General features: G+C 63.1%; 16 protein-coding genes. 7 read left to right on the forward strand and 9 right to left on the reverse strand.

Annotated features, from left to right (window positions below; translation table 11 throughout):
- Window positions 1-372 precede the first annotated feature (372 nt).
- Together LGQ10_RS17485 and LGQ10_RS17490 are read left to right on the forward strand one after the other, a co-directional pair.
- Window positions 373-759: a c-type cytochrome gene (locus tag LGQ10_RS17485; RefSeq protein ID WP_226522703.1), complete on the forward strand. Its 387-nt coding sequence runs from the start codon at window positions 373-375 to the stop codon at window positions 757-759.
- 31 nt (window positions 760-790) lie between these two features.
- A complete protein-coding gene (locus tag LGQ10_RS17490) occupies window positions 791-1,921 on the forward strand; it encodes a lysozyme inhibitor LprI family protein (protein ID WP_226522704.1) in 1,131 nt (376 codons plus the stop codon).
- A gap of 71 nt (window positions 1,922-1,992) precedes the next feature.
- On the opposite strand, the gene LGQ10_RS17495 is transcribed toward LGQ10_RS17490, so the two are convergent.
- From LGQ10_RS17495 to LGQ10_RS17515, 5 genes are all read right to left on the reverse strand, one after another.
- Window positions 1,993-2,688: a tetratricopeptide repeat protein gene (locus LGQ10_RS17495; protein WP_226522705.1), complete on the reverse strand. Its 696-nt coding sequence runs from the start codon at window positions 2,686-2,688 to the stop codon at window positions 1,993-1,995.
- A gap of 5 nt (window positions 2,689-2,693) precedes the next feature.
- Window positions 2,694-3,359, reverse strand: a complete 666-nt coding sequence (locus LGQ10_RS17500; RefSeq protein ID WP_226522706.1) for a hypothetical protein — start codon at window positions 3,357-3,359, stop codon at window positions 2,694-2,696.
- A 159-nt stretch (window positions 3,360-3,518) separates the two neighbouring features.
- A complete protein-coding gene (locus LGQ10_RS17505) occupies window positions 3,519-4,805 on the reverse strand; it encodes an OprD family porin (protein ID WP_058436864.1) in 1,287 nt (428 codons plus the stop codon).
- Between the two features lie 238 nt (window positions 4,806-5,043).
- A complete protein-coding gene (locus tag LGQ10_RS17510) occupies window positions 5,044-5,433 on the reverse strand; it encodes a nuclear transport factor 2 family protein (RefSeq protein WP_226522707.1) in 390 nt (129 codons plus the stop codon).
- A 27-nt stretch (window positions 5,434-5,460) separates the two neighbouring features.
- Entirely contained in the window at window positions 5,461-6,156 is a 696-nt protein-coding gene (locus LGQ10_RS17515; RefSeq protein ID WP_226522708.1) for a DsbA family protein, read from the reverse strand.
- 281 nt (window positions 6,157-6,437) lie between these two features.
- On the opposite strand from LGQ10_RS17515, the gene LGQ10_RS17520 reads away from it, so the two are divergent.
- A complete protein-coding gene (locus tag LGQ10_RS17520) occupies window positions 6,438-8,528 on the forward strand; it encodes a TonB-dependent receptor (RefSeq protein ID WP_226522709.1) in 2,091 nt (696 codons plus the stop codon).
- A gap of 69 nt (window positions 8,529-8,597) precedes the next feature.
- On the opposite strand, the gene LGQ10_RS17525 is transcribed toward LGQ10_RS17520, so the two are convergent.
- The 4 genes from LGQ10_RS17525 to LGQ10_RS17540 all read right to left on the reverse strand — a co-directional run bounded on the left by LGQ10_RS17525 (window position 8,598) and on the right by LGQ10_RS17540 (window position 14,228).
- The gene (locus LGQ10_RS17525) at window positions 8,598-8,798 is read right to left on the reverse strand and encodes a hypothetical protein (RefSeq protein WP_058437395.1); all 201 of its coding nucleotides are present in this window, start codon (window positions 8,796-8,798) and stop codon (window positions 8,598-8,600) included.
- Window positions 8,799-9,044: 246 nt separating this feature from the next.
- Window positions 9,045-10,151, reverse strand: a complete 1,107-nt coding sequence (gene aguA / locus LGQ10_RS17530) for an agmatine deiminase (protein WP_226522710.1) — start codon at window positions 10,149-10,151, stop codon at window positions 9,045-9,047.
- Between the two features lie 5 nt (window positions 10,152-10,156).
- Window positions 10,157-11,035 (reverse strand): N-carbamoylputrescine amidase, encoded by an 879-nt coding sequence (aguB, locus tag LGQ10_RS17535; protein ID WP_058436122.1) that lies wholly within the window; start codon window positions 11,033-11,035, stop codon window positions 10,157-10,159.
- 274 nt (window positions 11,036-11,309) lie between these two features.
- Window positions 11,310-14,228 (reverse strand): aminotransferase, encoded by a 2,919-nt coding sequence (locus LGQ10_RS17540; protein ID WP_226522711.1) that lies wholly within the window; start codon window positions 14,226-14,228, stop codon window positions 11,310-11,312.
- A 232-nt stretch (window positions 14,229-14,460) separates the two neighbouring features.
- On the opposite strand from LGQ10_RS17540, the gene rfbB reads away from it, so the two are divergent.
- From rfbB to rfbD, 4 genes are read left to right on the forward strand one after another with little or no spacing between them, the layout of a single operon-like run.
- The gene (gene rfbB / locus LGQ10_RS17545; protein ID WP_226522712.1) at window positions 14,461-15,543 is read left to right on the forward strand and encodes a dTDP-glucose 4,6-dehydratase; all 1,083 of its coding nucleotides are present in this window, start codon (window positions 14,461-14,463) and stop codon (window positions 15,541-15,543) included.
- Complete coding sequence (gene rfbA / locus LGQ10_RS17550) at window positions 15,540-16,415, forward strand: glucose-1-phosphate thymidylyltransferase RfbA (protein WP_058436164.1); 876 nt, start codon at window positions 15,540-15,542, stop codon at window positions 16,413-16,415. Before rfbB ends, rfbA begins: the two co-directional genes overlap by 4 nt.
- On the forward strand, window positions 16,412-16,957 hold the full coding sequence (rfbC, locus tag LGQ10_RS17555; protein WP_058436163.1) for a dTDP-4-dehydrorhamnose 3,5-epimerase: 546 nt from the start codon (window positions 16,412-16,414) through the stop codon (window positions 16,955-16,957). The genes rfbA and rfbC overlap by 4 nt, the downstream gene beginning before the upstream one ends.
- On the forward strand, window positions 16,954-17,835 hold the full coding sequence (gene rfbD / locus LGQ10_RS17560) for a dTDP-4-dehydrorhamnose reductase (RefSeq protein ID WP_226522713.1): 882 nt from the start codon (window positions 16,954-16,956) through the stop codon (window positions 17,833-17,835). Before rfbC ends, rfbD begins: the two co-directional genes overlap by 4 nt.
- Window positions 17,836-17,917 lie beyond the last annotated feature (82 nt).

Genomic DNA, 17,917 nt, shown 5'->3' on the forward strand with positions numbered 1-17,917 from the left:
AGTTCCTGCCGTAATGCTGTTCAGTTAAGGAAATGGTAGGAGCGAGGCTTGCCCGCGATGGTCTTCAGAGCGCCGCGTTTATCCAGTAAACACGCGCTACCGTTAACGACCATCGCGAGCAAGCTTCGCTCCTACAGGGGATCACCTTGCTTAAGTGAACAGCATTAGGAGTTCCTGCCGGGCTTTTCGGTGGTGGCCGGCTACCGGCCATGGGGGGGCAGTTATCGCCATGAGGGGTTTGTCTACGGGGTTGTCCAGAAGGGCCCGCTGCTGGGTATCAGCGGACCCTTCCGAGCCTTGCATGGCCAGGCTCCCCCCAGGCATGCGCTTCATGCTCCAATAGCCGCCGATTCCAGTTGCACGCAGGCGCCCATGAAATCCATCGCAGTATCGATCCTGACCCTGTTGCTCCCTTCCATGCTCTTCAGTGCCCCGGCCCTGGCCGGCGATGCCGAAGCCGGCGCCAAGTTGTTCAAGCGCCTGTGCAGCGGCTGCCACAACATCGGGCCTTCGGTGCGCAGTTCCTTCGGGCCAGAGCTCAACGGCATCATCGATCGCCCGGCCGGTAGCGCCCAGGACTACCAGTACTCGACGGCGATGAAGTCCTCGGGCATCGTCTGGACCCGGGACAAGCTCTCCTTGTACCTGCAAGATCCCAAGGGCGTGGTGCCCGGCACCCGGATGATTTTCTGGGGCTTGAGCGACGAAGAGAAAATCGACAATCTGTTGGCCTATCTGCAGACCTTCCCTACCCCCTGATTCCGTTTCGCCTCCTTACAAGGATGTTTCGATGAAGCTTTCCCTGCTGTCCCTGGCGACCGCCGGACTGGCCCTGGCCGTGCTCGCACCGCAAGCGGGCGCCGCCGGTTTCGACTGTGCCAAGGCCTCGACGCCGGTCGAGAAGACCGTCTGCAACACGCCGAAGATGTCCGCCCAGGACGATGAGTTGAATCGCCGCTACAACGGGCTCAAGCACTTGCAGGTGTTTCGCCTGCTGCAAGTGCGCTGGCTGCGCGAAGTGCGCGATACCTGCACGCCCGACGATTGCCTTGAGGGGGCCTATCGGGCCCAGCTGAAGATGCTCGCACCGCTGCCGATTCCCCCGGCCCCGGGCAAGAACGAGCTCCTGCCCATGGCTCCGACGCAACAGTACCGCCTGGATGAGGCCGAACACTGGCAGCGCTTCCCGCTGGCGTCCTTCCCTGCCATAGCCCCCCAGGGCGACAAGCAGATCGTCGACGCCCAGGTGATCGACGGCGTTCTGCGCGTGGTGTTGTTCACCGGCCTGTACCAGCGAGACCAGGACGGCTTCGTCGGCACCTTGTACGAATATGCCGATGACCAGCCGGGCCTGTATCCCATCGCCCGGGACATCGCCTTCACCGGCTGGACCTCCCAGGGCTCCAACGACCAGGGCCTGCGTTTTGCCGGGTTCGACAGTGGGCTGCTGTACTACCGCCAGCGCATCGGCGGCGACCTGCAGCAAAGCATGACCTATCGCCTGGGCTCACGCAGCGCGCCCGAGGCCAGCGTGAAGTCCTACCAAACCCCCTCGAACACCGTGCGCCATGCCCGGGCACGGGTGGGCCAGGACCTGAATGTGGATAACTACAGCCTGTCCCTGGACTACGACCAGCAGAGCAACGGCACCTACAGTGAAAATGTCACCGCGCACAACGACACCGAGGAGGGCTGGAGCATCGTCAACCCGACCTGGAGCGCTACCCGCCCGATCATGTACTTCGACAACGAAGGGCCGCGGGCCTGCATCTGGCGAGTCGACACGCAGTACAAGACCTTGTTCAAGATCGTGCCCGAGCATGAAGCCGTCTCAGCACGCCCGATCGACCTGCATGGCCGCGAGGCGGTGGTGTACCTGGAAGGCAACCAGCTGAAGTTCGCCTTCAAGTACGATGATTGAGGGCAAGTGCCAGGGCAAAAAAAGGCTCGTCAATGACGAGCCTTTTTTTCATGGCGCGATCCGCATCCAGCTCAAGGCAGGGTGACCTTGTACTCGGCCAGCTTGGCCTGGTGTTGGGGCTCGACGTACTTCTGGTTCACCAGCTTGGCGAACTTGCTGAAGTCGCTGCGGGCGTCGTCGGTCAGGCCCAGTTTGTCGTAGGCAAGGCCGCGGTGGTAGAAGGCCCAGGCATAGTCGGGCTGGCGTTGCAGGCCGGTGCTGTAGGCCTCGGCAGCCTCGCGGTACTGCCCCAGGTCGTAGAGCGTCTGGCCCAGGTGGTAGTAGGTCGGCATGTTGAAGCCGCCGCCCTTGCCCGTCTCGCCCAGGTTGGCGTCGAGGTTGGACTGCACCAGTTCCAGGGCCTTGCGCGGATTGCCCGCTTCGCGATACAGGCGGCTGAGGTCGAGCACTGCGCGGGCATCGGGCTTGCCTTCCAGGGCGATGGATTTTTCCTTGGCGCTGATGGCTTCCGGATAGCGCTTGAAGTTGGCGTAGGCATCGGACTTGAGCCAGTACACCAGGCTCTGCATGTGCGCGGACAGCTGGTTCTTCTCAAGGCACAGGTCGGCCTCTTGCAGCACCACGTCGAACTTCTCGACCTTGGCGGCCTGGCCCACCAGGCGGCAATGGGCATAGTTGATCTGGTCCTGGCTTTGCAGGCCGGCACAACCGCCCAGGAGCACGGAACCCAGGAGCAGGAGCGCTCCACGAACAGACGATGAAGGCATGATTTTCAATCCAGCAGGTGGGCGTTGAGGTCAGGGCGATAGACTTGCAGCAGCGGCGCGGTAACGGTGCCCTGCAGGCTGCAGAAGATCGTGGTGCGCCCGGCGATCGGCTCCTGGTCGACACCCTTGTCGATGCTCAGGACGCGCTCGACGAAACCGAACGGCGTCGCCACGCCGCCACCGACCAGGCCCTCGGTGCGCCATTTCTGGATCGGATCACCCACCCGGCGGATGTCCACCCGGCTGAAAGCGCCACGCTCGTCCTTCACGCGAGCATTGTCCGCCAGCAGCGGCTTGAGGCTTGCCGCCACGTCCTTGGGTTGGCCCTCGGCGACAAATCCCCAGAACAGCATGTTGCCCGCCGACTTCATCGACATGGCTTCGTTGTAGTAGCCCACCAGGCGCACACCCTTGACCACCAGCGGTTGCTCGAACGCCTGGTAGCGGCCACCTTCCTGCAACGGGTTCATGACCCTGGGCGCCTTGACCGCGCCGTACTGGGCCAGGTTCAAGGTGCCGACTGGCAGCTGGGCGGTATTCAGGCTCTGGAAGAACTGAGCGTCGCAGCGGGAAAAATCACTCAGCAACTGCTCGGGCGAGGTCGCTGGCTGGCCATGGGCGACGCTGGCGACACCCAGCAGGCACAGGCCGGACAACAGGGAACGGAACATCGAAATCATCCGTGAAGGGGAAAGGGGGTACGGACTTTAGCAAGATTGCCCACAGGCGACCACATTCCGGCCAGCGCCCTGCGGGCATGAAAAAGCCCCGAACCAGTCGGGGCTTTTTGGCATTGCGCCACCTGCAACCAGGTGGTGATCAGGCGTTCATCAGAACACGTTGATCGGGTAGTCGACGAACACACGCAGTTCGTTGCCGCCCACGTTGTAGTCGGAAGACTTCTGCGATACGCGCAGGACCGAACTGCGAACCTTCACGCTCAGGTCTTTGGCCGGGCCGCTCTGCACCACGTACTTGAACTGGTTGAAGATTTCGCGCTCGCTGCCGCCGGAGGACGTGGCGGTGGTGATGTTGTCGCCACGCACGTAGGCCACGTTGTAGGTCAGGCCCGGTACGCCGAAGGCGCTGAAGTCCAGACCGTAGCCCAACTGCCAGCTGCGCTCGTCTTCAGCGTTGAAGTCGGACCAGTAGGAGTTGGCCAGGTAGATGGTGTTGCCACCGTCGCCCACGCGGTTCTGGCCACGCTGATAACCGCCGTAGGCGTAACCCAGGTGGCTGTCGCCGGTGCTGCGCTGATGCGCCAGGGTGAAGGAGTGCGGGCCGGTGGCGTAGGTCGCTGCCAGGCTCCAGATCTTGTTGTCCTGGCCGCCAGCCTTGGCCTTGGTCGCATAGGACTTGTCCAGCTTGGTGCGGTAGCCGTTGAAGTCCAGGGTCAGGGACTGATCGGTGGCCAGCGGGAACACGTAGTTCAGGTTCACGTACTGCTTCTTCAGCACGTCTTCGACGTCGGAAGCGTACAGGGCGCCCTTGAACTGATCGGTGAACTGGTAGCTACCGCCCAACACGTTGATGGACTTCAGGCCACCGCTGTCACGACCTTCGTCGCTCTTGCGCGATTCGGCGGTGAAGTGACCGGCATTCAGCTCCAGGCCCTTGATCTCCTTGGAGGTAATCAGGGTACCGGTGTAGCTTTCCGGCAGCAGGCGCGCGTTGTCGTAGTTCAGTACCGGCAGGGCCGGCATCTGGTCGCCGTAGGTCAGCACGGTGTTGGAGAAACGGAACTTGACCGCGGCGCCGGCCTTGGCCAGGTCGTTGGCGGCCTTGCCGCTGTTGTCCTGCTGGAAGAAGTCGATGCCGCCGGCACCGCTGCGACCCTTGCCGCCGTCCAGGCGCAGTGCGTACAGGCCGAAGGCGTCAACGCCCACGCCCACGGTGCCCTGGGTGAAACCGGAGGAGAAGGTGCCGATGAAGCCTTGGCCCCATTCAGCCTTGTCCTCGTTGCCGTCCTTGTAGTCACGGTTGATGTAGGCGTTGCGCACCAGCACTTTCAGGCTGCTGTCTTCAACAAAACCCTTGGCGTCGGCCTGGCCGTCGGCCATGGCTTGTGTAGCGCTCAAAATCCCCAGTGCAATCAAGCAGATCCGCTGTTTATACATTTTATTTTCCTTATTACGGTTTGATGACGCGCTGTGAGCTCTGGCGGCTATGGCGTTTGAACGCTCTTCTACCGTCGATACAAAAAGCCCGCCCACATGGGATCGTGGCGGGCCTTTTAATATTCTGCAATATGGCTCTTGGCCACAGGCGTTGGGGCGAATCCTATCTGCGCCTTTAACAACGTGTCAATTTCGTGAATCGTCTTTGAATAGCTGAAAATGTTCTAAGAATCGCGGGCTAGAGCATTGCCAGCTGTACGCTGTGACTATCGACGAACTGTTCGAAATGGGTGACCTGGCCATCCTTGAGTGTCCACAGGTGGGCTACCCGTACATCGATCGGTTTGCCCGACGCGTTGTAGATGCCCTGGTAATTGCCATAGGCGAATACCTTGTCACCCTGGGCGACATAATTCTCGACCTTGAAGGTGAAGTCTTGCCACTCCGAGCCCAGGCGCTTGAAGACATGCTCCAGCACCTGCTCGAATCCAACGTAGGTACCGGCATAGGGAAAGCCCGCCGCTTCGGTCCAGCGGGCATCGGGAGCCAGGGCGGCTGCGGTGTTGCGCGCATTTTCCTGGGAGTTGGCCCCTTCATAGGTGCTTTTGATCAACGCAAGGTTATCCATGGGTGACTCCACTCGGTTCAGGTGAGTTCAGGGGGTGCAACCGTCCAGTCCACACGCCTGGACCTGGCCGGCAGGGGGACTGTCAGCCAGGTCCAGGGAGTCTTCCAGCCACTGGGCGAACGCCTCGGGCTTACCCAACCAGGGGCTGATATCGAGCAACTGATAATGCCCGTCGCGCTCCAGTGCCAGGGTCGGGAAGCCCTGGCCGCCGACCTTGGCCAGCAGCGCCCGGCTGGCCTTTATATGGTCGTCCAGCTCATGAGCCAGTGCCTGGTCGAACGCCGCGGCAAAGGGCTCGGGGGCCAGGTCCAGAGTCTGTGCCAGTTCCACCAGGACTTCACGCTCGGCAATCCGTCGGCCTTCCACATAGTGGGCAGTCTGCAACCGCCCCAGCAATTCCAGGCCTCGGCCGGCCAGGGCCTGGGCTGCCAGCACGGCGGCAATCGGCGGGGCCGAGTCGAAGACCGCCGAATGGTCGCGCAGCAAACCCTCGAAATAGGTCTGGCCGAACGGTTGCCCGGTGTACTCGGCAATGCGCCGGTCATGGGGCATGACGTAGTCACGCAGCTGTGGCGACACCGGCTGGCGGTTGCGGCCGGTCATCATGCCGCCGCCATGGGCGATCACCGGCAGCACCGCCTGGGCGGCCTGCACCAGCGGCTTGGCGCCGTAGCACCAGCCGCACAACGGGTCGTGTATGTAATGAAGAGTGGCCGAGGACATAGGGGCTCCAGCAGGATCTTGAAAATTCGACAGGACGCAGACTATGCCCCTCGCGTCAGCTGAAAAACCTCGAAATGGCTTCCAGTCTGTTTCTGGATCCGGTCGAATCGCATCATTGAGTGCCCATGAACGAGCAAATGGTTGAGAGACTGAATCGTTACAGTTTTGAAATAATTGGAAACAATAGAAACAAATGAGTTTTAGCAAATAATTAACATAAGTAAATAGCAACCATTACCATTCGCGCCTCCCGAATCACCCCCTCTCGGATGCGCACCAAAATGCCTGCCCCTTTCCGCCTCACTCCCCTGTCCCTGGGACTTTGCACCCTGCTGGCCGCCGGTTACGCCTGCGCCGCTGGCACCACCCTGCCCACGACCTCCATTCGTGCCGAGGCAGCGTCCGACCCCGATGATCCACGGGTCAGGGAAGTCAGTACCGCGACCCGCACCTCGACCCCTGCGCGCTACGTGCCCCAGGCCATCGACACGGTCAAGACCGCCAACCTGCGGGACTACGGCACCAACGACCTGGGCAGCGCCCTGAGTGGCATCCCCAACGTCAGCAGCAGCGCCGACACCCGCTTCGACAGCGTGCGCATCCGAGGTTTCGACGCCAGCAACGACTTCTACCTGGACGGTGTCCGCGACGACAGCCAGTACGTGCGCGACCTGCACAACATCGAACGGGTCGAGGTGCTCAAGGGCCCGGCGGCCGTGCTCTATGGACGCGGCAGCCAGGGCGGGATCGTCAACCGAGTGAGCAAGCTGCCCGAGGCCGGCCGGCGCTCCAGCATCGAGGCCCAGGGCGGCAGCCAGGACCTGCGCAGCCTGTACGCCGACCTCAGCGCCGACCCGACGGACAACATCAGCCTGCGCCTGAACCTGGGCAACGAGGACAAGAACAGCTTCCGTGATGGCATCGACGGCAGTCATCGCCAACTGTTCGCCCCGTCCATGAACTGGCAGCTGAGCCCTGACCTCAACTGGCTGGTGCAATACGAATACAGCCGCTACGACCGCACCCCCGATCGTGGCATTCCGGGCAACGTGTTGACCGGGCGCCCTGCCGACGTCAGCCACAAGACCACCTACGGCGACACCCAGCGCGACTACATCAACGACCGCTCGCAATCGCTGCGCTCGCGCCTGAACTATGAGCTCAACGAACAGTGGCAACTGCGCCACACCTTCAGCCTGTTCAAGCTGGAGAGCGATTTCGAAAACACCTACCTGACCGGTTACAAACCGGCGACGGGCCTGGTGGACCGCCAGCGCTGGCAGCAGGACCTGAGTACCCGCAACCTGTACAACACCTTCGAGCTCGAAGGCCATGTACAGACCTACGACATCGAGCATACCTTGCTGGCAGGCCTGGAAGTGGGCGAGCAGCGTCGCCATTCGCTGCTCAACCAGGGCGTCGGCGTGCCCACCGCTCCGCTGAGCGGCTCCACCGCCAGCAACCAGCACAACGGCGCACTGAAGGTGTTCAGCAACAACGTGACCAATGTCGACAGTGCCGGCCTGTACCTGCAGGACCAGATCCGCCTGAACGATCAGTGGCAACTGCTGGCCGGCGTACGCTTCGACCGTTTCGAGGTGCAGACCACCAGCAGGCTTTCCGGCCAGCAGGAGAAACAGGACAGCACCAGCACCAGCCCACGCGTGGGTGTGGTCTACACCCCCTGGAAGGATCACTCCTTCTACGCCTCCTGGAGCAAGTCCTTCGCCCCGCCTGGCGGTGGCCTTATCGGCATCAGTCCGGGTGCCAAGGGCAACACCAACCAGACCGACCCTGAGCTGACTCGCCAGAAAGAGATCGGGGTCAAGAGCGAGTGGCTCGACGAACGCCTGAGCACCACCCTCGCCCTGTATGAAATCGAGCTGTACAACCGCCGTACCGAGGACCCGCTGAACAAGGGGACCTTCCTGATGACAGGCCTGCAGCGTTCGCGCGGGGTCGAACTCACCGCCACCGGCAATGTGATCGGTAACTGGTATGTACGCGGTGGCATCGGCCTGCAGGACGCCACTATCGTCAAGGACAAGAACGGTAACGAGGGCAAGCGCATCAACGATGTGGCCAAGCGCAACGCCAGCCTGTTCATCACCTGGAAACCCGAACTGGGCTGGTATGCCGAGACCGGCCTGACCCTGGTGGGCGACCGTTTCGCCGACAACGCCAACACCGTGGCGCTGCCAGGCTATGGCCGCTGGGATGCCCTGGCCGGATACCGGCACAAGGACTGGGATGTACGTGCGGCGCTGAACAACATCGCCAACCGCGACTACTACAGCTCCGCCACCAGTGCCTCCCAGATCCAGCCAGGCGATCCGCGCAGCCTGGTGATGACCGGCACCTACAGCTTCTGATCCGCCCGGATCTCGGGCGAAAAAAAAGCGCTGCCATCCTGGCAGCGCTTTTTCACGATCCTTGTCTGTCTATCCTTTCACCACGTCCCACAACGCTTGCAGTTCTGCCTCGCTGAGCAATCCAGCGGGGTAACGCTCAATGATGATCCGGCGCGGATCAGGTTCCCTGATCTGACGCGTTCCATTGGATTTCAACCATTGCACCAGAACGTGCAGCGCTTCGTTACTCATTGCCAAGGGATGCGATGCCTGCTCGCTGACCATATTCATTCCAGCGCTCTCTCCCGGTTTCTGAGCGACCTAACTTATCCAAGGTTTATGACAGAACATCAGAGTTCCACATGTCTCAGAATCACACTCAGGCAGATACAAGAGCTATGCCAATGTGCCCGGCAGACCGATCTGCAACCATGAAAAAGCCCGCGGCCCATCTGGGCTGCGGGCTGGCTGGAAGGCCCCGGCACTGGGCCGGGGCCAAGACCGTCGAACGGCCCACACACGCTGTTACAAGGGCACTCAAACCCGATGCGGTGCGGGTTGCTGTTGGGTAAGGCAGTGGATGTTTCCGCCCCCCAGTAACAGTTCGCGCCCAGGCACCATCACCACTTCGTGTTCGGGAAACAGCTGCTGCAGGATCGCCTTGGCCTGGGCGTCCATCGGATCGTCGAAACTCGGGGCGATGATCCCGCCGTTGACGATCAGGAAGTTCACGTAGGAACCGGCCAGGCGCACCGACGGATTGCGCTCCTGGCTGCCTTGCACCGCATCGACACCGGCACATTCCTCCTCGGTGGCGAACAGCGGGCCGGGAATCGGCATCTTGTGCACCTTGAAGGCCCGGCCCTTGGCGTCACGGGTGTTTTCCAGCACCTGCATGGCCGCCTGGCAACGGGGATAGTTCGGGTCCTGCGGGTCGTCGGTCCAGGCCAGCAGCACTTCGCCCGGACGCACGTAGCAGCAGAAGTTATCCACATGGCCGTCGGTTTCGTCGTTGTACAGGCCATCCGGCAGCCAGACGATCTGCTCCACCGCCAGGTGATCGCGCAGCACCGCTTCGATCTGCTCGCGGGTCAGGTGCGGGTTGCGGTTGTGGTTGAGCAGGCATTCCTTGGTGGTGATCAGCGTGCCTTCGCCATCGACATGGATCGAACCGCCTTCGAGCACGAAACCCTCGGTGCGGTATTCCTGGCAGCGCTCCATCTCCAGCACCTTGCTGGCCACCTGCTCGTCACGGTTCCACGGCGAATACAGGCCACCCTCGAAACCGCCCCAGGAGTTGAAACCCCAGTGCACGCCACGGACTTCGCCGCTGTCGTTGATGACGAAGGTCGGGCCGGTGTCACGGACCCAGGCGTCGTCGCTGGACATCTCCACCACTCGGATGTTCGGGACGTCCAGGCGCGCGCGCGCGTTTTCATACTGGGCCGCGGACACGGCCACGGTCACCGGTTCGAAGCGGGCGATGGCCTTGGCCACTGCGGCGTGGGCGGCCTGGGCCGGCTTGCCGCCCAGGCGCCAGTTGTCCGGGCGCTCGGGCCAGATCATCCAGGCCTGGGTCTGGCTGGCCCATTCGGCCGGCATGTAGAAACCGTCGGCGCGTGGCGTGCTGTGCAATGTACTCATGATGTTCAGGACTCCAGGGAACCGTCGAGGGTTTTCAGGGCGCCATAGAGGTTCGGACGGCGGTCACGGAAACTGCCCCAGGCGCTGCGGATGTGCTCGAGCTCGTCGAGGTCGAAACTGTGCACAAGGATACCTTCTTCGGTCTGGTTGAGCTCCTGGACCTTCTCGCCGAACGGGTTGGCGATGAAGGACGAGCCGTAGAAAGTGATGTCGTAGCCGTCCTGTTCTTCGTTGCCGATGCGGTTGCTGGCCACCAGCGGCATCAGGTTGGCCCCGGCGTGGCCCTGCTGCACCCGCTGCCAGTGATCGCGGGAGGAAATGCTCTTGTCGTGGGGCTCGCTGCCGATGGCGGTGGGGTAGAACAGGATCTCGGCGCCTTGCAGCGCCATGCTGCGGGCGCACTCCGGGAACCACTGGTCCCAGCAGATGCCCACGCCGATCTTCGCGTAGCGGGTGTTCCACACCTTGAAGCCGGTATCACCCGGATTGAAGTAGTACTTTTCGTGGTAGCCGGGACCGTCCGGAATGTGGCTTTTCCGATAAATCCCGAGGTTGCTACCGTCGGCATCGATGATCGCGATGCTGTTGAAACGGGCCCGGCCAGCCAGCTCGAAGAAGCTGATGGGCAAGACCACCTGCAGCTCCCGGGCGAGTTTCTGGAAGTGGGCGATGGCCGCGTTGCTCTCCGGCGTGGTGGCCAGTTGCAGGTAGTCCGGGTTGGGCTTCTGGCAGAAGTACGGCGTCTCGAACAGTTCCTGGATCAGGATGATCTGCGCGCCTTTGGCAGCCGCTTCGCGCACCAGCTTCTCGGCGGTTTCAAGGTTGGCCTCAAGGTCCCAGGAACAGGCCATCTGGGTCGCGGCGACGGTAACGGTACGGCTCATGGATCAACTCCTGGGCGAATGGACGCAGTCAATGACGACGGTAATGGGCAGGACGCAGCAGCGCAGGCCCGACAACGGCCACTTTATATCCGATAAAAATCGACTTTAAAAGCTAAAACCACAGCCAATCAAATAAATACCCGATAAAATACAGATATTAATCGACTTAATGGACAAAGTAGTCGTCGGATAAAGCACTTGGCCGGCCCTCCTCTCCCCCAGGCGATGCCGCGGGCGGATGGCCGGCCAAGGAAGGACCGGGGTGGCGCGCGCCCTAGAGGCCTTCGCCCAGCACCTTGGACAGCATGTCGACGAAGAAGTCGACGCTCTGCCGGGTGGTGACCATCGGCGGCTTGATCTTGAGGATGTTGAGGTAGTCGCCGGTGGGCTGCATGAAGATCCCCAGCTCCCGCAGGCGCTCGCAGAGCAGGGCGGTTTCCTCGGTGGCCGGCTCCAGGGTGTGGTGATCGCGGATCAACTCCAGCCCCAGGTAGAAGCCCGAACCATGCACCGCTCCCACCAGCGGATGCAGGTCCTTGAGCGCCTCCAGGCGCTGGCGGAAGTGTTCGCCCACCACCCGCGCGTTGTCCCAGAGCCCTTCGTCGCGCATCACGTCCAGTACCGCGATACCGATGCGGCAACTGGCCGGGCTGCCACCGGACGACGAGAAGAAATACCCCTCGGCCTCCAGCGCCTCGGCGATCTCGCGCCGGGTGATCACAGCCCCCAGGGGCTGGCCGTTACCCATGCCCTTGGCCATGGTGATGATGTCCGGCACCACGCCCTGCTCCTCGAACCCCCAGAAGAATTCGCCCATGCGGCCATACCCCACCTGGACCTCGTCGGCGATGCACACCCCGCCCCGCTCCCGGACCCGCTGATAGACCTCGCGCAGGTAGCCCCGGGGCAGCGAGATACCGCCGGCGTTGCCATAGACCGGCTCGCAGATGAAGCCCGCCAACTGGCGCCCCGTCTCGTCGAGCTTGGCCAGTTGCTGGTCGACGCTGCGCAGGTACTGCGCGCTGGTATCCGGCCCCCGGAACTCGCCACGGTAGGTGTTGGGGGCCGTCACCGGATGCACCCAATCCGGGCGACTGGTGAGGGCCTGGGGGTTGTCGGCGATCGAGGTAGAGACGGCATCGGCGGCCACCGACCAGCCGTGGTAGGCCTCCAGCACGCTGAGCATGTCGCGCCCACCGCTGTAGGCCCACGCCAGGCGAATGGCCAGGTCGTTGGCCTCGGTGCCGCTGTTGACCAGGAACACCCGGTCCATGGAGTCCGGGGCCAGCGCCAGCAGGCGTTCGGAAAACTCGGCGATGGCGGCGTAATGAAAGCGCGAGTTGGTATTGAGCAACGACCACTGTCGAGCCGCCTCGGCCGCCATCCGCGGATGACCATGGCCGAGCACGGCGACGTTGTTGAGCATGTCCAGGTAGGAGCGGCCCTGCATGTCGATCAAGTGGTTGCGCCAGCCGCGCTCGATCCGTGGTGGATCGACGTAATAGTGCTTCTGGGTGCGGGCAAAACTGGCATCGCGCCGGGCCAGCAGGGCCTGGGCGTCCACTTCCGGCTCGGCGTCACAGGCCAGCCCCAGCAGCGCCGCCGGTGACGGGCACAGGGCCTGCCAGGCCGGGGCCCACGAGGGGCTGCAGAACAGCGGCGGATCCAGTTCGACACTCCGGCACAGCTGGACCTTGAGCCGGCCATCGGCGGCCACCGCGCCCAGCACCTGGCCCTTGACCAGCGCCGCACCCGGTTGAACCGAGGCCTCGACGTCCCACAGCCGCAGGCTCAGCCCGGGCCCGTCCAGGCGTAGCTGGTCCTGCGCCACCCTGTGCAGGGTGCCGGCGAACGGTGCCTCCACGGCGGTGCCCGAAGGCACCTGCAACTGCACATGCAACGCACAGGTCTGCGGCTCCAGCGCACTGTCTGGCTGGGTGCGTGACAGACGGTACTGCCCATAGCGACTGGCCGCCTGGCCATGGACAGCACCCGCCTCGGCCAGCAGACGCTCGTCGATGCCCGGCTGCTCCCAGTTGCCGGCGGCAAAGTGCGGGCTGAGTACCCCCAGGTCGATTAGGGCGAACTCCCGTCCGACCAGGCTGGGCAGCAACGGGGCGAACCCTTCGCTGGCGATGGCCGGCAGCGAGTGGCCAACCGCGCAGAGGATCGCAGCCTCCATCAGTTCGAAAGGCACGGAAACGGCGACCCGAAAGATCTCCCACTCGTGGTTCAGGTTGCTGCGGCTGTATTCGTTGCCCGGGTCGATCGCGACCTGCTGCTCGCCACTGAGCACCAGCACGGCGGCCCGGGCCACGATCAGTGGCCAGAGCGCCAGCAGTTCCACCCGCAGCAACGGGTTGACCCGATGGTAGGCCTGGATCGCCGGCAGGATACGCAGCGGATCGCCCTCGGCGTGGTGCAGTAGGGCCGCGCAGGTCACCGACAGGTCGGTGATGCGCCAGGTGCGGACCAGGTCGCCGAAGTCGATCACCCCTTGCAACTGCCAGTGGCGTGCGGCGTCTCGTTGCCAGACCACATTGTCGTCGGTGATGTCCATATGGATCGCCTGCACCGGCAACTGCTCGATCAGTGGTCGCAGATGGCGCTCGGCACGCTGCGCGGCATCGGCGATCAGATCCCGTTGCCCGGGCTCCTGGATCACCGGCAGCAGGTGTTCGATCAATGCCTGGGCATGCCGGGCATCCCATTGCAGGGTGCGCTCCAGGCCAGGATGCTGGAAATCCGCCAGGGCCAGGTCCATCTGCCCGCAGAGCCGACCCAGGCCGGCCACCAGTTCCAGCCCCAGGTGCGGCAGGTGGGTCAGGGAACGGCCGTCTATATAGTCGAGCAGGCGTACATGCAGGGTTTGCCCGGCCACTTCCAGGGTCAGCAGCTCTTCGCCATTGCGCGCCGGCATGACCCTGGGCACCCGCAACTCGGGATGTTGGCGCAGATGCCTGAGACCTTCGTGCTGTGCCTGCAGCTCCCGGGCGTCGTAGTCACCCCGGCAGATCTTCAGGACAAACCGGCCCTGGGGGCTGTCGACGCGGTAGTTGAGGTCCTGCTGGCTGCCCAGGGTCTGCAAGGTGCCTTGCAGGCCGTAGTGGGTCTGCAGCAACTCCAGCGCTTGCTGCGCAGTGACCTGTGGACTGGGCAGACTGGCACGATGGATCAAGGTGGCGAGCAACATACAACGACCCCTGGCGATGGTTATTGGCCGCCTATATCGCCACCGGCCAGGACAATGCGCAACCCCCTGATCGTGCCCCTGGCGCAAAGCCGCATCAGCCATGAACGGGCCTCATGGCAGGCCCGCGACAAATTCGACTGACGGTGCCTATTGCACCTCAAGGGTTGTACCGACAAGCTATGCTGCATTCGCCACGGTTATTGATTGTTTTTAAGGATACAGGCCTCTAAACATGCGCATTCTCGTTACCGGCGGAGCCGGTTTTATCGGTTCGGCCCTGGTCCGCCATCTGATTCAGCACACGGAACACGAAGTGCTGAACCTGGACAAACTGACCTACGCAGGCAACCTGGAATCGCTGCATAGCATCGCCAGCAATAGCCGCTACGAATTCGTCAAGGCCGACATCGCCGACCAGGCCACCGTCAGTGCCGTACTGGCACGCTTCGCGCCCCATGCAATCATGCACCTGGCCGCCGAGTCCCACGTGGACCGTTCCATCGACGGACCGTCCGACTTCATCCAGACCAACATCGTCGGCACCTACAGCCTGCTGGAAGCGACGCGCGCCTACTGGCAGCGCTTGCCCGAGGCGGAAAAAGCCACCTTCCGCTTCCACCACATCTCCACCGACGAGGTCTACGGCGACCTGCATGGCGTCGACGACCTGTTCACCGAGACCACGCCCTACGCCCCCAGCTCGCCCTACTCCGCGAGCAAGGCCGCGTCCGACCATCTGGTCCGTGCCTGGCAGCGTACCTACGGCCTGCCGGTGCTGATCACCAACTGCTCCAACAACTACGGCCCGTTCCACTTTCCCGAAAAACTGATCCCGCTGGTGATCCTCAATGCCCTGGCGGGCAAGCCGCTGCCGGTCTACGGCAATGGCCTGCAGGTACGTGACTGGCTGTACGTCGAGGACCACGCCCGGGCGCTGTTCAAGGTAGTCACCGAAGGCGTGGTCGGCGAGACCTACAACATCGGCGGCCACAACGAGCAGAAGAACATCGATGTAGTGCGTGGCATCTGCAGCCTGCTGGAAGAACTGGCCCCGGCCAAACCGGCAGGCGTGGCCCACTACGCCGACCTGATCACCTTCGTCCAGGACCGCCCCGGCCACGATCTGCGCTACGCCATCGACGCCGGCAAGATCGAGCGCGAACTGGGCTGGGTACCTGAAGAAACCTTCACCAGTGGTCTGCGCAAGACCGTGCAGTGGTACCTGGAAAACCTCGAATGGTGCCGCCGGGTACAGGACGGCAGCTATCAGGGCGAACGCCTGGGTTCCACCGACATCAAGGATCTGATCGCATGATCAAGGGCATCGTTCTGGCAGGCGGGTCCGGTACCCGCCTGCACCCCATCACCCTCGGCGTATCCAAGCAGCTGTTGCCGATCTACGACAAACCGATGATCTACTACCCGATCTCGGTGCTGATGCTGGCTGGCATCCAGGACATCCTGATCATCTCCACCCCCCAGGATCTGCCGCAGTACCGCAACCTGCTGGGCGACGGCAGCCAGTTCGGCGTGCGCTTCAACTATGCCGAACAGCCTTCGCCGGATGGCCTGGCCCAGGCCTTCCTGATTGGCGAGGAGTTCATCGGCAATGATCCGGTGTGCCTGATCCTCGGCGACAACATCTTCCACGGCCAGTACTTCGGCGAACAACTGCGCGATGCCGCCAAACGGACCTCTGGCGCCACGGTATTCGGCTATTGGGTCAAGGACCCGGAGCGTTTCGGAGTCATCGATTTCGACAACGAAGGCCGGGCCCTGTCCATCGAGGAAAAACCCAAGAAACCGAAGTCCAGCTACGCCGTCACCGGCTTGTACTTCTATGACAACGACGTGGTGCAGATCGCCAAGGCGGTCGAGCCCTCGCCACGGGGCGAGCTGGAAATCACCGACGTCAACAACGCCTACCTCAAGCGCGGCGACCTGCATGTGGAGCGCTTCGGTCGCGGCTTCGCCTGGCTCGATACCGGCACCCACGACAGCCTGCTGGAAGCCTCGCAATACGTGCAGACCATCGAGCACCGCCAGGGCCTGAAAGTCGCCTGCCTGGAAGAGATCGCCTACGAGAACCGCTGGATCAGCCGCGAGCATCTGCTTGAGCGCGCGGCCTATTTCGGCAAGACGGGCTACGGCCAGTACCTGTTCACCCTGGCCGGAGAAGCCCAATGAAGGTCATTGCAACCGAGCTGCCTGGCGTGCTGATCATCGAGCCCAGGGTGTTCGGTGACGAACGTGGTTTCTTCTATGAAAGCTTCAACGCCAAGGCCTTCGCCGAGGCGAGCGGGCTGCAGGTGCAATTCGTCCAGGACAACCATTCGCGCTCGCAGAAGGGCGTGCTGCGCGGCCTGCATTACCAATTGCAGAACACCCAGGGAAAACTGGTGCGGGTGACCCAGGGCGAGGTGCTCGACGTTGCCGTCGACATCCGCCGCAGCTCGCCGCACTTCGGCCAGTGGGTGGCGGTGCGCCTGTCGGCGGCCAATCATCGCCAGATGTGGGTACCCGAAGGGTTCGCCCACGGTTTCGTGGTGCTCAGCGATTTCGCCGAGTTCCTCTACAAGACCACCGACTACTACACGCCATCGGCAGAGCGCAGCATTCGCTGGGACGACCCGACGCTGGCCATCGACTGGGAGCTCACCGAGCCCCCGCAACTCTCCGCCAAGGACCAGGCAGCAAACCTGTTGAGTGAGGCCGACCTGTTCCCATGAACACTCCCTTGAAGATTCTTGTCAGCGGCCAGCACGGCCAGGTTTCCCGCGAGCTGCAAAAGCGCCTGGGCGACCTGGGCGAACTGCTGGTCCTGGGCCGCGATCAGCTGGACCTGACCCATCCGGACCAGATCCGCCAGCAGATCCGGGCGCTGCGCCCCGACCTGATCATCAACGCCGCCGCCCACACGGCGGTCGACCAGGCAGAGAGCGAGCCGGAACTGGCTTTCGCCATCAACGCCATCGCTCCGGGCGTGTTCGCCCAGGAAGCCTTCGAGCTGGGTGTCCCGTTGATCCACTACTCCACGGACTATGTGTTCGACGGCAGCAAGGACAGCCCCTACGTCGAACAGGACGAGCCCAATCCGCTGAGCGTCTACGGCCAGAGCAAGTTGGCCGGAGAACGGGCCATCAACCTGGTCCAGGGCCAGCACCTGATCCTGCGTACCAGCTGGGTCTACTCCAGCCACGGCAAGAACTTCCTCCTGACCATGCAGCGCCTGCTGCAGGAACGACCGGAGCTGCGGGTGGTGGCCGACCAGATCGGCGCCCCGACCTGGGCCGGCACCATCGCCGACAGTACCCGCGCCCTGATCGAGCGCTGGCAGGCAGGAACGCCCGGAGCCTGGGGCACCTATCACCTGACTGCCCACGGCGAAACCTCGTGGTTCGGCTTCGCCCAGGCCATTGGCGAGCAATTGCTGGCCCTGGACAAACCCTGCGCGATCCTGGAGGCCATTCCCTCCAGCGCCTACCCGACCCCGGCACCGCGGCCGCTGAACTCGCGACTGGACTGCAGCCGCCTGGCGCAGGAATGGGGCGTGATCCAGCCGGACTGGCACACCGCATTGCGCGAGTGCCTTGCCGAACAGGGCTGACGCTCGGTGACGTGCGGTCGCCGGTTACCCAACGTCGGCAGACCCCGGGCATAATGCGCCTGTATCCACAGGCGCCCTATCC

It is taken from the genome of Pseudomonas sp. L5B5 (assembly GCF_020520285.1).
Lineage (GTDB): Bacteria > Pseudomonadota > Gammaproteobacteria > Pseudomonadales > Pseudomonadaceae > Aquipseudomonas.